Below are 13,216 nucleotides of genomic sequence, written 5' to 3'. Positions count from 1 at the left end.
GAGTTGTAGCTGAGAATCGTGGCACCTTAAGCGTGGAAGCGACCAGACCCAGGGCATCGCGGTCGTATCAGCTGTCTCGAGCAGGACGGCCATCGTAGGGAGGCTAATCAGTTCTTGGGAGAGGCATGGCAGGAAAAAAGTAGTATCCCGCTCTGCTTTCTTCATGCCCAAGCAGCCGATTAGTAGCCGCCAAATGCTGAACTATAATGATTTGATTGGCCCGCCGGGCTTCATGAACGATCACCAGGAAGCCCGGTACGCCTTTATGGAGGCATGTCAAGGTGAATGATAAATAATTGTAAACCTTAACAGCATAGGCCGCTCTTTGACGACGGAGGCTTTCTGTTTTACTACTTCTTAACAACTATAGGCACGAAAGGCACCGAATTGTAACTGCAACTGCTGGTGCGGCGTTGATGCCCATGCGTAGCCACATCATATCCTTCCTAACAAAGAGGAAGGATGAGTAAGATTCCAAGAAAGTGCGGCAATATTCTACAACCCAATCTCTTGGGCGGCATTGTGTTGGCGCACGTTGTCAATACGGGTGTAGCGACGAATCATGGCCGTGGTTTTGTGCTTGGTCTGGTTCATGATCTTGCTGTCATCGACGCCTTTGAGTTTGGCAATGGTGACGAACGAGGCCCGCAGCGAGTGGGCCGTGAACTTGCGGCCCAGATACTGCTGCACCAGCAGGTTCAACGAGTCGGTGTTCAAGCGGCGTGTACTCAGCCGCTGGCCCCGGCGAAAGGACACAAACAAGGGGCCGCTGCTGTGCCCGTGCGCCTGCAATAACTCCAGCCACTCCTTGACGGCCCGCACCGGGCAAGTGCGGCGGTCGGCGGAATAGAAGACAGCCTTTTCTTCGCCTTCGCCTTTCTGGTTGGTTTTGCTGCGCGGCAAGTCCACCAGCAAGCCATCCGCATCGAACTGCAAGTGCTCGATATTGACGTTAGCCAACTCTTCGCGGCGGAAAGCCCCGCTAAAGCCGAGCAACAACAGCGCCCGGTCCCGCAGGCCCGCGGGGCGACTGGTGTCAATGGCCTGGATGACGCGCTTGAAATGGTCGAGCGTGAAGGCCGGCGCTTGGTGCTGTCGCACGCCCTCGACGCGAGTGACGCCCTTTATGAAGACCTTAAACCGTTCTTCAGTGCTCGGCGAGGGCACACCGGCTAACTTGTGGGCTTTCGTGACGGAAGCAATGTGGCGCCGGATGGTGGCCGTCTTACGACGCTGCTCGGTCAGGTAAGTGACAAAGCCAACGAGCGTGGGTACGTCCGCTGGCAAGGGCGAGCAGTTGTATTCCAAACACCATTTGGCAAAGCGCTTCCAGTCACCGGCATATGCTTCCTTGGTGTTGTCGGCTCCGTCTAGGCCCGCGGCCACGTAGCGCGCTGCCTTTTCGGCAAAATCGTCGAGATGCCGGGCTTGACCGACGGCTTTGGTTGCTTCCCCTAAACGTGCAAGTTCTTCTCTAGCCATGCCTGTATAAATAAGGAGTAAGTCATGGCTTATTAGCCCATCGTTCTAGAGTGTATGCTCAACGCAAACTGTCAAATAAATATTTGCTAGAACTAATATAATGAGAAATCAAAGATAGACATTTACCTCGGATAAGTAAACGTTATCCGGGGTAAATAGGTATTGTACAAGGAAAAGTTAAATAATTCAAAATTAATAGTATTGTTTAAAATTGCCGTGGTAAAGTTATAGTGCCAAATTTGGACGTACCAGTTTGTGCTCATTAAGCAAGCAGCGTTTATGACTAAAAGCTTATCGGATATTATGACCAAGTTGTAATACCAGATCCGTCGACACTATCTGTGGCCTTTGCGTGATGGGGTAGGTAACGAGACAGGTTTACTTATCGCTACTTATGTTAGGCGAAGTGAACGAGTCGTTGCACTGGCTTCTTCGGTACCATTCGTAACAGTTATGATGCCTAAAGTAGGAAGCACGCATTTGTAGTTTATTCTATAGGCTACTTATTCCTTGAAGAAGTTTCTGGTGACACGTTGTCCAACCTGGTGATTCCTTAATCGGATTTAGCTTCTTGCCAAACGACTGTCCACTTAAGCGTTTAGCGATACAACAAGTAACTTAAATCTGCGGGCTCCATCTTTAATATTTATAAACACTCTTGCAGTACAACAAGAGTCATAGTTAGAGTTGCCCTCGCAAAGTTGCTTGAGCCAGAGCATAGCGCTATAATTGAAGTATATTCTAGTATAAAATTGCATATCATCCTTATACTTTTATAGACCATTTGCCTTTAGGAAGGTAGCCATCCAGCTTTTTTATGAACTTATAGACTATTTTTATACCTCATGAGATTGTTATGCCTTTTTTGGCAGTCTAATTAAACCCTTACAGTATAAGTTGTCTACGCCTGCTATGCGCCTTCTTTCAAGAAGTCTAGCAGTGCAGTTCGAAATAATTCGATTTCTTGATCGGTATTGTATGGTGCTAATCCCAATCGGATCCATCCACCTTGTGCCATAATCCCTAGCTTTTCAGCTAAGGTAGAAGCGTAGAAATGACCGTCGGCAATTGCTAGGTTGTAATGCTCGGCAAACCAAGCACAGGCTTCGCGTGAATTCACGTTTTCAAGCGTGAATGCCACGGTTGGGGTTTTGCGCGTATCGGCTGGCGCACGGTATACTCGCACCTGCGGCAGTTCCTGCAAGAAGGATTCTAGCCGGTGTGCCTGCGCTTGCTCGTGCACTTCAATAGCTTGCATGGCGGTGCGCAACCGTTGCGGGCGGGTGGTACCCTCACCAAGGGTTTCGATAAAAGCCAGAGCTCCTAGCAAACCTGCAATCCCCTCGTGATTTTGAGTGCCCGTTTCCAGCTTATCGGGGATGTAGGTTGGAGCGGGTGCGAGCTTGTACACAGGCAACTTGTCGAAAAGTCCTGCTGATACCACCGCAATACCGAGGTGCGGTCCGAAGAACTTATACGCCGAGCAAAACAGTATATCAGCCCCGAGCTTTTGAAAATCAATCGGATAATGTGGCGTTGCATGTACCGCATCCAGCACCACCCAGGCCCCAACGGCTTTGGCCCGCGCAATGATTTGCTCGACCGGCGGCACGGTGCCAACCACGTTCGACGACATGGTAACGGCGACCAGCTTGGTGTTAGAAGTAATCAGCTCATCTATCTGAACGAGCTCGAGCGTATAAGTTTCGAGGTTGACGGGAATGAATTTCACTACTGCGCCACAGTCCTTGGCGAGCGTGACCCACGGGTCTACATTGGCGCGATGGTCGAGTTCTGTCACGACGATTTCATCGCCGGTGTGGATGAACGTGGCGAGACTACGCGCAATGGCAAAGGCTAGTGACGTCATATTCTGGCCAAACGCAACTTCCTGTGGTTGGCAATTCAGCAAGTCCGCTATACCCTGCCGGCCGGCTTCTAGCAGCGCATCCGTCGCGCGGCTGGTGGCAAAAGTGCCATGTAGATTGGCCATACCACCGCTGATGTAGTTGAGCATGCCGTCGATAGTTTGCTGGGCCATCTGCGTACCGCCGGGCCATCGAAGAAGACGTAAGGGGCGCGGTCTGGGCGTCCTTGCAAGGCAGGAAAATTGGCTCGAACGAACTCAATTGAAAAAGACGACATGCAGGAATTAGGTTACTAGAGGATGGAATGATAAAGCTGATGCATCTTTCCGAAGTTCGGTTCTGGAGGGAGCTTTATGCTTAATCGGATAGTGCAAGACGCCAGATAGAGCGCTGGTAACAACCTTTTACGAGCTAGTTGGATTGGCCGAAAGTATGATACGCTTGCCTGGTCGGTATTCTTCGTAGTCCTGGATTACCTGCCGCAGAATGGCCATATCCCTCGGGCAGGCTTGCGCAAAATCTTCCCAATTCTGTAGTGTTAATGACTCGGGTAGTTCTACTATAGCGACGATACAATCCCAAAAGGCATCCCAACTAGACCCATACCATTCTGGAAAGCCCAGCCCGGCTTTAAACAACTCATGCAAGTCTTGTTTTGTGGTGATGTCAGTTAAGTCAAGAGTCATAGGCGCAAGCTAGCACTAGAAAAGTCTCTTCCTGTAATGAGCATTCCTCTACTAAGCCATTTCCTAGCTGTTCATATAGCAGCCTGACTATCTATAGTGTTGGTCGATGTATCAGTTACCATCGGTAGTTTTAGTGGCAGGAACAGGTGCATAAGTAAGCTGGCAAGTAGCCAGCAGCAATGCTGTTCCTTGAGATAATTGATTCGCGGACACGACAATCCTGACTTATTTCTCTCATATTGACAATCGATAGTTGCTCTCCATAAATATCACTCACTTCATGAATGCGCCTTCGCCACAAGAACCTTTCGTTCACCATGTACTATTTTATACCAAAGCCACCGCTAACGAGGCCGACAAGGCCAAGCTTCTAGAAGGGCTACGGAAGCTAGCGGGCGTTCCTTCAATCAAAATGTCGCATATCGGGGTACCAGCCGCTACCAACCGCGACGTGATTGAGCGGACGTACGCCTACTCGTGGCTGTGTTTATTTGAGAGTGCGGCAGATGAAGAAGACTACCAGCAGCATCCTATCCACGACGAGTTTCGGAACCAGTATGCTATCTACTGGGATAAGGTGGTTATCTATGACTCGATTGGGGTGCCTTCTACGCAGAGCTAGCGCAACACTGACTATGCTTGGCTGCCTGCCGGGGCGTGTCTGCTGAAGGTTGTCGCGACAGCCGTTGTTGCTTACTTCAAGTTTTCAGCCAAGAAAGCACTGACGCGTAGCAATGCCTGCTCAGCCGCCTCCAGGATGCCCACGTTGACGGCAAAGACGTGCGGCATTCCTTCCCACACGTGAAGTTCGACGGCTACACCTTCGGCACGGGCCTGCGCTACGTAGCGCAAAGAATCGTCGCGCAATATCTCGTCGTGGCCGATGTGCACTTGCAGGGGTGGCAGGCCAGCGAAACTACCATACACCGGCGAAGCATTGGGATCATGAGCTGCGTGGCCTTGCAGATAGTGGGCTGCCTGCTGAGATAACCAGTTCTTGGTTAACAGAAAATCCGCGTCGGCTTGAGTCTGCATACTTGGTGAAGTCAGGGCAAGGTCGGTCCAGGGTGAGAAAACTACGCCCGCCTGCGGGGGTACCATGCCCGATGTACGCGCCGCTTCAGCTGTAACCAGGGCCAGAGTGGTGAGAGCGAGTCCGCCGCCCGCCGAGTCGCCGCAGATAGCAATGTGCTGCCAGCCAGCGGAGAGTAGTCCCCAGTACACTGCTTGGGCATCCTCGACGGCGGCGGGAAAAGGGTGTTCGGGCGCCAAGCGGTAGTCAGGCACAAAAAAATCGACCTCCACGCGAGCAGCTAACTGCCCTACAAAATGACGGTAAGCAGTAGCCGAGCCGGCTACGTAAGCCCCGCCGTGCAGGTAAAGAACTACACTGGTAGTAACCCGGTGGACGGCCGGGCGACACCACCAGCCTGCAACCCCGCCCACGGTGGCCGCCTCGTAGGTCACTCCTGCTGCTGCCGGCGTAGCGGCTATAAGCGTATCAAAGTGCTCTCGCATGGCGGGGCCATCTACTAAGCCCTTATAAGGATCTAGGTTTTGGCGCATCTGGGAGACAACTACGCGGTCAGCGGGTGTAAGCGCCTGAAATTCGGTTGGTTCAACAGATAAGCTCATAGTAAATGGGGATAGATGCAGCGGGAATAGGCACACTACCTACCAGCACTGGAATACTGGCCCGGAAATCTCAACTATCTAGTTGCCAAAAGTGAGAGGCCACTGTACTTTTGGCAAGTACTTACCTGACGGTAGGATACCTACTCTTGCGTTAGAATCACTGACTTTCAGACTTAAAAAATATGAGTGTCGAAGAAAATAATTCCCTCCGCCCGTGCTGGGGCAACCAGCCGGTGATATGTCGACTTGCCCTGTGCGCAAGGCCATGAACCTAATTGGTAGTAAGTGGAAAATGTTGTTGCTGCAAAACCTAGGCAGCGGCCGAAAGCGCTACGGTGAGTTGAAGCGGTTGCTACCGGACATCAGCGAGAAAATGCTTATTCAAGAGTTGAAGGATCTGGTTGCTTCTGGACTGGTCGACAAACGTGTTTACCCGGAAATTCCGCCCCGCGTGGAGTATTCGCTGACGGCCAACGGCCAGCAGGCCCTGCCGGTGCTGGACAGCGTGGTGGCCTTCGGCAATACATACATGCAGGGTCGGTCTTAACACTGATTGACAAGACAGTATAGCCCGTTTTGCCTACTCCCTTTTTCCGATTCTAAGAACCGTGATGTCGCAAGGCAGCGACTACTAAACTCATTTACAGCACAAAAGCGGGCCGGAAGAAAAGCACAGTGCAATGCTTTTTCTTCCGGCCCGCTTTTGTGCCATTTGGGGCTAATACCCACTTACCAGGTGGCTATTTGTATGAGGCAGCTAGGCAGCTCACGCTGTTACCAGGGACTAATGCCGGTTTCTGGCGCGTTATCATCACTGAAAAATTGGCTTGTTGGGCCATCTGGGCCTAACAGGGCGGCTTTTACAACGCGAGCCGCGGCATCGGACACACTACCGGGCCCACTGTGGTGATTGAAGTCGGTGGCAGTATAGCCGGGGTCCACGGCGTTTACCTTGAACTGGGTATCGCGCAGTTCGTATGCCAGCATAATCGTGTAGGCGTTGAGGGCTGCTTTGGAGGGCTGGTAGGCGGCGCCCTTCACCGGGTAATACTTCCAGGAAGGGTCGTTGTGCAGAGTCAACGAGCCCAGTCCCGATGTCACGTTTACAATCCGGGGCGCAGCCGACTGTTGCAGCAAGTCGATAAAGGCCTGTGTCACTTCAATCACGCCGAACACGTTGGTTTTAAACACCTCTTTAATCATGCCGATGCTGCTGGTAAGCGCCGGTTGCGACGCGTCTCCGAGAATGCCCGCATTGTTGACAAGCACGTCCAGAACGTTGATTTTTTCGCCTAGCGCCTGCCGGGCAGCGGCAATGGAGTTGCTATCGACTACGTCAATTTGGATGGGTTCCACTTGCGGAAAGCCTTCCGCCTTTAATTGGTCAACTGCCTGTTGGCCTTTTTGCAAATCGCGGCTGCCTAAGTACACATAGTAGCCGTGCTGGAGTAACTGCCGGGCCGTTTCAAAGCCAATGCTTTTGTTGGCGCCGGTGATGAGTGCGGTTTTCATATTCAGTGCTGGTCAATTGGATAGTTAATTAACAGCACAAAACTACCGGGCCTACTCGGCGTGGTTGACACCCATTCTGCGGTATTACTGGTACATTTTGCGGATGGCAATACGGTACTCGGCCGGGGTGACGCCGGTTTCGCGCTTGAAGAAGCGGTTGAAGTAGGATGCGTCCGCAAACCCTAGGTCGAAGGCAATTTCCTTGAGCGAAGAAGAGGTGTAAAAAAGCAGGCGCCGGGCTTCGAGCACGAGCCGTTCATGAATGTGTTTAATAGCGGGCTTGCCACTTTGGGCCTTCACCACCTCGCTTAAATGGCCCGCTGAAATGTGGAGTTGCGACGCGTACGCGCCCACCTCGTGCAACTCGCGGAAGCATTCCTCGATCTTGGCTTGGTAGGTTTTCAGCAACAGCTTGTCGGCCGACGGCTCGGCGCCCGTAAACTGCTCGGTGTACAGCCGGCTCAAGTATGTGAACAACACCGTTAGGTAAGCAGTGAGCATTCGATGCTGCCACTCGCCAGGACGGTTGTGCTCGGTCTCGATTTTGGCCAGCATTTCTTCCACAAAAGCGCCATCCGCCGCTGTGAGCAGCAACTCGTGCCCGTTCTGAGGATTCTGGATGAGCGGAAGCTCCCGGATGGACGCGTTTTGCTGCAAGGCCAGAAACTCGTCGGTAAAGGTGAGGCGCGTGCCCCAAAAGGGCGTGGCCGCCTCCTTGACCAGAATTTGGTGCGGAGCCGTGAAATACAGCGTATTGTCTTTGCGCTCGTAGGGGGTCATATCCACCCAATGGCGGCCGCGGTTATGCTTCACAAAAACCAGCAGGTAGTACGCCTTGCGGTGCGGTATAAGTAAATCCTCCTCGTAGGGCAACTCACCTTCCGAGCGCAGGATGGTAAATAATTTGCTCCCGGTTACTTCGTCCCGCTCGAACGGATGTATCGGTACGGGCTGCTGGCTGTTAAGCGTATACATGCCCTGAAATTACAGCTTTTCAGAGGAGCTTCGCTACTTTGCCGGCTGCCTGATAGGGGTCCTCTACCCTCGCCAACCTCTACTGCAAGCAAGCAAGACGAAGATTTTAACTATCCGGCCTTTGGTGGAATAGGCTGTGGCTTGCATTATTTTACTGCCGTTACGCGAATCTCTCTTGCCTGGTAGTTGTGGCTCTTGGTGGAGCAGTGCGGCAACACAAACTTACAGGAGTGGCACAGCGGCAACTACTTCACCACAGTAGTACCGAGTTATAGCACTATCTTATCCGGGAAAATTTATGGTCAGGCCCGAGTGATACGAGGCCCCGACTTTATCAGCCCCTCAATGCCAGGAGTGTCTCCTCTCTTAGAGAGATTCAAAAGCATATTGCGCACTTGCACCACCAAAAACCAAGCTGCCTACATCTTCCCTCACTGAATTAGAACTTCGACCACCTGACCGGCAGCTGGGCCGGGCTTTCACCTCTACCTTCTCTAGGATATGAAAAGCAGTTTTCTTTTTCTCTTCTTGCTCATTTGCGGCTTTGCAGCTCCCTGCCAAGTAACAGTGGATGCCAAAGCCTTCGATAAGAAAAGTGGGGCTACGATGCGGATAAAGGGCGACGCGCTGGAAGTAAACTGGCCCGTGGGAAAAGCAGACCAAGGCAAAATGATTTTCAATCTGGCGCCGAACGGCCCGCTGTTCACCAGCCTGCAAGTCAGCAAGGGCGGCAAATATCAAGTGGTGGCGACGGGCTTGCAGCCGGAATTTGTGCTAAGTGTTGGCAAGCGCGACTTACGCTCGCAGAACGGCTGGAACATCTTCTTCGACAAAGTACCCAATAAGCCCTTCCAGTCACATCGGGTGAAGATGAGCAAGCGCCACGCCGCCGTCAGCAGCCAGGGGGCCCGAACCATCGTGCGGATTGGCAAACTTGAAGCGCCCAATTTTAGTGGTAGCCTGGAGGTGACTTTCTACCACGGCAGCCCCTTGTTCAACGTGGCCGCAGTAATGACCACCACCGTGGATTCGACGGCCATTGTTTACGATGCTGGGCTGGTCAGCAGTAAGCCAGTATGGAGCAAAGTTGCCTGGGCCGCCACCGATAACAGCTTGCAGAGCGCGACCGTTGGCGCCGCCGATACCAGCCGCAACCTAGCGGTGAAGTACCGGACGCTGGTAGGCGAAACCACCGGCGGCAGCTTGGCTATTTTTCCGGCACCCCACCAGTACTTCTACCCGCTGGACGAAGCGTTTAACCTTAAGTTCACTTGGTTTGGCAACAACTATTGCCGCCTGGTGCCAGGCTACGGCTTAGGCATCCGCCAAGATCTGTACGGCGACCGGCGCTATGTGCCGTGGTTCAACGCCCCGCCCAACACGGCCCAACGACTCAATTTCTACTGCCTGCTAGGGCAAGGGCCCGCCGGACCACTACTAGAAAGCGTCAAGCAGTACACTCATCAAGACACCTACGCGCAACTGCCGGGCTACAAGACCATGGCTAGCCACTTCCACAACGAGTACGTGATGAAGGTGTTACTGGCCGGCAAGAAAGAAACCGGCGTCCCAGAATTCGTGCGGGTGTTTCGCAGTCTTGGCCTCGACATCGTGCACCTCGGGGAATTTCATTACACGGCGCACCCAAAAGGGCCCGACGAGCAACGCCTCAAAGAACTGGACGCGCTGTTTGAGTTGTGCCGCAACGCATCGGACGAGCGCTTTTTGCTGCTGCCGGGCGAAGAGCCCAACGAATTTCTGGGCGGGCACTGGTTGGAGCTTTTTTCCAAGCCTGTGTACTGGGTGATGGCCCGCGCCCCCGAAGTACCTTTCGTGCACAACGATGCCAAGTATGGCAAAGTCTACCACGTGGGCGACAAAAACGACATGCTGGCCTTGCTCCAAGCTGAAAAAGGCTTGGCATGGACGGCCCACCCCCGCACCAAAGGTTCGGTAGGCTTCCCAGACAAGTACCGAGACGAAGCTTTTTTTCAATCCGATAGATTCATGGGCGCGGCTTGGAAACCTATTCCAGCCGACTTGTCGCAGCCGCGCCTCGGCAAAAGAGCGCTGGATTTGCTGGACGACCTGAACAACTGGGGTTTGAAAAAGACGATGATTTCGGAAGCCGACCTGTTCACTGTCACTCCCGAAAACGAGATGTACGCTCATCTGAACGTAAACTACCTTCAGCTGCCCACTCTGCCGAAATTCACCGACGGCTGGCAGCCCGTGGTGGACGCCATGCAGCAAGGCAAATTTTTCTCTTCAACTGGGGAAGTGCTGATTCCCTCGTTCACGGTTAACGGCAAAAGCACGGGCGAAACCGCCACTTTACCAAACCCAGCCAAGGCCGATGTCGCCTTCGATTTGCGCTGGACTTTCCCGATGGCTTTCGCGGAAATCATTTCGGGCGACGGCCAACAGGTGTATCGCCAACGGGTAGAGCTGAACAACACCACTTCGTTCGGCCAGCAAACCTTCCGGATTCCTGCCAACCTCGCCAACCGGAAATGGGTGCGCTTGGAAGCCTGGGACGTAGCCGCCAACGGCGCCTTTACGCAAACGATTTATCTAAGTAAATAAGGTTGGTATGCTAAAACGTTTTTGCTAGATTGTGCCGGCGGCGGCGCATACCAGCTGGATGTGGCAACCAGATACCCCTTATAGAAAGGAAACGCGCATCTGGCAGAAGCCAAAACTCCGATTCACAATCCCTTACGGTATGACAAAGAGAATCCTGTCTTTATGCTGGTTACTGCACATTGTGAATGTAGCCTTGGCGGCGAAAGAAAAAGGCCTGGTAGAGTACGTCAACACGCTCCAGGGTACTAATTCCAGCTTCAAGCTAACCAGAGGCAATACGTATCCGACTACGGCCTTGCCGTTTGGCATGCACACCTGGACGCCGCAAACGGGCAAGAACGGAGACGGCTGGAAATACCAATATGTAGAAAAAACCATTCGAGGTTTTCAGCAGGCGCACCAGTGCAGCTCGTGGACGACGGACTATTGCGTATTTTCTTTTATGCCGGTTACGGGTAAGCTCGTAGTAAATGAAGACGAACGGGCCACTGGCTTCAATCACGCCAATGAAATTGCAAAGCCGCATTACTATAAAGTCGAATTAGACAATAACATAATAACTGAAATTGCGCCAACTGAACGAGGCGCGCACTTGCGCTTTACTTTCCCCGAAAAAGCTTCCAGCTATTTAGTTTTAGATGGATATACTGGAATTAGTGCGCTTAAAATATGGCCCGCGGAAAGAAAAATAACGGGCTATGTCAGCAACAATAAAAACAACAAGGGTGATTTAATTAAGAGTTACTTAGAAGTTGTTTTTGATAAGCCGTTTAAAAGCTACGGCACTTGGGAAAATCGCAAGAATACTGTGCAGCAAGGCAAATCGGAGGGCGCCGGGGAAGGAATAGGCGTGTATCTGGAATTCCGGGAAGGCGAAACCGTGCAAGCGAAAGTAGCATCTTCCTACATCAGCCAAGAGCAAGCCGGCGTGACCCTAAAAGCGGAGCTAGGCAAGTTTAAAAGCTTCGCCGCCACCAAAGCTGCCGCCGCCGAAATATGGAATAAGCACCTAGGCAGAATAGCCGTGGAAGGCAGCAGTGAAGAAGAGAAAGCCACGTTCTACTCCTGCTTTTTCCGCGCCAGTCTTTTCTCCCGCCAATTCTATGAATACGACAAGGCCGGTAAGCCTTACTATTTCAGCCCTTACGACAACAAAGTACACGAGGGCTACATGTTTACCGATACGGGCTTTTGGGATACGTTTAGAGCACAGTTTCCCCTAAACGCTATTATGTACCCGACCATGCACGGGCGCTACATGCAAGCCCTGCTTGCCGCCCAGCAGCAGTGTGGCTGGCTGCCTTCGTGGTCATTTCCCGGTGAAGGCGGCAGCATGATTGGCAATCACGCCATATCCTTGCTCGCCGATGCTTGGGCGAAAGGCATACGAACTTTCAATCCTGAGGAAGCCCTGAAAGCTTATCTGCACGAAGCAACAAATAAGGGTCCCTGGGGGCCTTCCAATGGTCGGCATGGCTTCAAGGAGTATTATCAGTTGGGCTACGTGCCGTATCCGGAATACGGGGAAGCAACTGCCAAAACGTTGGAATACGCCTACGACGATTTTTGCGCTTATCAGCTAGCAAGCTCCATCGGCAATACTTACTATAAAAATATATTCGCCCGGCAGATGTTTAATTATAGAAATGTCTATGATTCCACATCAGGTTTTATGCGCGGCAGAAAACTAAATGGAGAATGGACGCCGAATTTCGACCCTATTGAATGGGGCGGGCCCTTTACCGAAGGAAATGCCTGGCATTGGCAATGGTCGGTTTTCCATGACGTTCAGGGCCTAATTAATTTAATGGGAGGCGATACTAATTTCAATAAAAAATTGGATTCCGTTTTTTCGGTGCCCAACAAAGTTAAGGTGGGCACTTACGGCGGAATGATTCATGAAATGACGGAAATGGTGATGGCCAACATGGGGCAGTATGCCCATGGCAACCAACCTATCCAACACATGATTTACTTGTACAATTATGGTGGTGAGCCGTGGAAAGCGCAGCAGCACGCACGAGAGGTGATGAGTAAATTATACAACTCAACCGAAGATGGCTACCCCGGGGATGAAGACCAAGGACAAACCTCCTCTTGGTACGTGTTGAGTGCGCTGGGTATGTACAGCGTATGCCCCGGCACCGATCAATACGTAATTGGCAGCCCTGTATTCAACAAAATCACCATCACGTTAGAAGACGGCAAGAAATTCAGCATCGACGCTGTAAATAACAGCAAGGACAACGTCTACATTCAGTCGGCCTCGCTTAACGGCAAACCCTACAGCCACAATTGGCTAACCTACAACGATATTATGCAGGGCGGCAGGCTGGCCTTTACAATGGGTAATACGCCTGCTGTAAACCGAGGCACTGCCCTCGACGACAAGCCCTTTTCCTTGTCGAAACAGTGATCCAAAGCTGTGGCAGTTCACATAACTCGGCCTGCTAGTGCAAGAGTACCCCGTAT

Annotated in this window: 10 protein-coding genes; 4 read left to right on the top strand and 6 right to left on the bottom strand. The window is 52.2% G+C overall.

The genetic code is table 11. The features are described 5' to 3' along the window. Nucleotides 1-495 precede the first annotated feature (495 nt). The 3 genes from MUN86_RS29885 to MUN86_RS29875 all read right to left on the bottom strand — a co-directional run bounded on the left by MUN86_RS29885 (nucleotide 496) and on the right by MUN86_RS29875 (nucleotide 4,036). Complete coding sequence (locus tag MUN86_RS29885; RefSeq protein WP_245127565.1) at nucleotides 496-1,482, bottom strand: tyrosine-type recombinase/integrase; 987 nt, start codon at nucleotides 1,480-1,482, stop codon at nucleotides 496-498. A 910-nt stretch (nucleotides 1,483-2,392) separates the two neighbouring features. After that, on the bottom strand, nucleotides 2,393-3,523 hold the full coding sequence (locus tag MUN86_RS29880) for an aminotransferase class V-fold PLP-dependent enzyme (RefSeq protein WP_245127564.1): 1,131 nt from the start codon (nucleotides 3,521-3,523) through the stop codon (nucleotides 2,393-2,395). Nucleotides 3,524-3,754: 231 nt separating this feature from the next. Next, entirely contained in the window at nucleotides 3,755-4,036 is a 282-nt protein-coding gene (locus MUN86_RS29875) for a barstar family protein (protein ID WP_245127563.1), read from the bottom strand. A 280-nt stretch (nucleotides 4,037-4,316) separates the two neighbouring features. Here MUN86_RS29875 and MUN86_RS29870 point away from each other — a divergent pair, with 280 nt between their 5' ends. Then, nucleotides 4,317-4,658 carry a Dabb family protein gene (locus MUN86_RS29870; protein ID WP_245127562.1) on the top strand — a complete coding sequence of 114 codons (342 nt, stop codon included), beginning with the start codon at nucleotides 4,317-4,319 and terminating at the stop codon, nucleotides 4,656-4,658. Between the two features lie 71 nt (nucleotides 4,659-4,729). Here MUN86_RS29870 and MUN86_RS29865 read toward each other — a convergent pair whose 3' ends face one another. Further along, the gene (locus MUN86_RS29865) at nucleotides 4,730-5,671 is read right to left on the bottom strand and encodes an alpha/beta hydrolase (protein ID WP_245127561.1); all 942 of its coding nucleotides are present in this window, start codon (nucleotides 5,669-5,671) and stop codon (nucleotides 4,730-4,732) included. A gap of 214 nt (nucleotides 5,672-5,885) precedes the next feature. On the opposite strand from MUN86_RS29865, the gene MUN86_RS29860 reads away from it, so the two are divergent. Next, nucleotides 5,886-6,218: a winged helix-turn-helix transcriptional regulator gene (locus MUN86_RS29860; RefSeq protein ID WP_311182650.1), complete on the top strand. Its 333-nt coding sequence runs from the start codon at nucleotides 5,886-5,888 to the stop codon at nucleotides 6,216-6,218. A 227-nt stretch (nucleotides 6,219-6,445) separates the two neighbouring features. Here MUN86_RS29860 and MUN86_RS29855 read toward each other — a convergent pair whose 3' ends face one another. After that, nucleotides 6,446-7,183 (bottom strand): SDR family oxidoreductase, encoded by a 738-nt coding sequence (locus MUN86_RS29855; protein WP_245127560.1) that lies wholly within the window; start codon nucleotides 7,181-7,183, stop codon nucleotides 6,446-6,448. An 84-nt stretch (nucleotides 7,184-7,267) separates the two neighbouring features. Beyond that, nucleotides 7,268-8,158: an AraC family transcriptional regulator gene (locus MUN86_RS29850; RefSeq protein WP_245127559.1), complete on the bottom strand. Its 891-nt coding sequence runs from the start codon at nucleotides 8,156-8,158 to the stop codon at nucleotides 7,268-7,270. A 501-nt stretch (nucleotides 8,159-8,659) separates the two neighbouring features. Here MUN86_RS29850 and MUN86_RS29845 point away from each other — a divergent pair. Both MUN86_RS29845 and MUN86_RS29840 read left to right on the top strand, forming a co-directional pair. Then, entirely contained in the window at nucleotides 8,660-10,744 is a 2,085-nt protein-coding gene (locus tag MUN86_RS29845; RefSeq protein ID WP_245127558.1) for a CehA/McbA family metallohydrolase domain-containing protein, read from the top strand. Nucleotides 10,745-10,883: 139 nt separating this feature from the next. Next, entirely contained in the window at nucleotides 10,884-13,160 is a 2,277-nt protein-coding gene (locus MUN86_RS29840; protein ID WP_245127557.1) for a GH92 family glycosyl hydrolase, read from the top strand. Nucleotides 13,161-13,216: the final 56 nt, after the last annotated feature.

Origin of the sequence: Hymenobacter volaticus, from assembly GCF_022921055.1 — a bacterium.
Classification (GTDB): Bacteria; Bacteroidota; Bacteroidia; order Cytophagales; family Hymenobacteraceae; genus Hymenobacter; species Hymenobacter volaticus.
This window is presented reverse-complemented; position numbering and strand designations above follow the sequence as displayed.

What these genes read in the sequence shown, in the direction of transcription:
- MUN86_RS29840 (WP_245127557.1), top strand. Translation starts at nt 10,884, where the DNA reads ATGACAAAGAGAATCCTGTCTTTATGCTGGTTACTGCACATTGTGAAT.
- MUN86_RS29870 (WP_245127562.1), top strand. Translation starts at nt 4,317, where the DNA reads ATGAATGCGCCTTCGCCACAAGAACCTTTCGTTCACCATGTACTATTT.
- MUN86_RS29880 (WP_245127564.1), bottom strand. Translation starts at nt 3,523, where the DNA reads ATGGCCCAGCAAACTATCGACGGCATGCTCAACTACATCAGCGGTGGT.
- MUN86_RS29855 (WP_245127560.1), bottom strand. Translation starts at nt 7,183, where the DNA reads ATGAAAACCGCACTCATCACCGGCGCCAACAAAAGCATTGGCTTTGAA.
- MUN86_RS29875 (WP_245127563.1), bottom strand. Translation starts at nt 4,036, where the DNA reads ATGACTCTTGACTTAACTGACATCACCACAAAACAAGACTTGCATGAG.
- MUN86_RS29845 (WP_245127558.1), top strand. Translation starts at nt 8,660, where the DNA reads ATGAAAAGCAGTTTTCTTTTTCTCTTCTTGCTCATTTGCGGCTTTGCA.
- MUN86_RS29850 (WP_245127559.1), bottom strand. Translation starts at nt 8,158, where the DNA reads ATGTATACGCTTAACAGCCAGCAGCCCGTACCGATACATCCGTTCGAG.
- MUN86_RS29865 (WP_245127561.1), bottom strand. Translation starts at nt 5,671, where the DNA reads ATGAGCTTATCTGTTGAACCAACCGAATTTCAGGCGCTTACACCCGCT.
- MUN86_RS29885 (WP_245127565.1), bottom strand. Translation starts at nt 1,482, where the DNA reads ATGGCTAGAGAAGAACTTGCACGTTTAGGGGAAGCAACCAAAGCCGTC.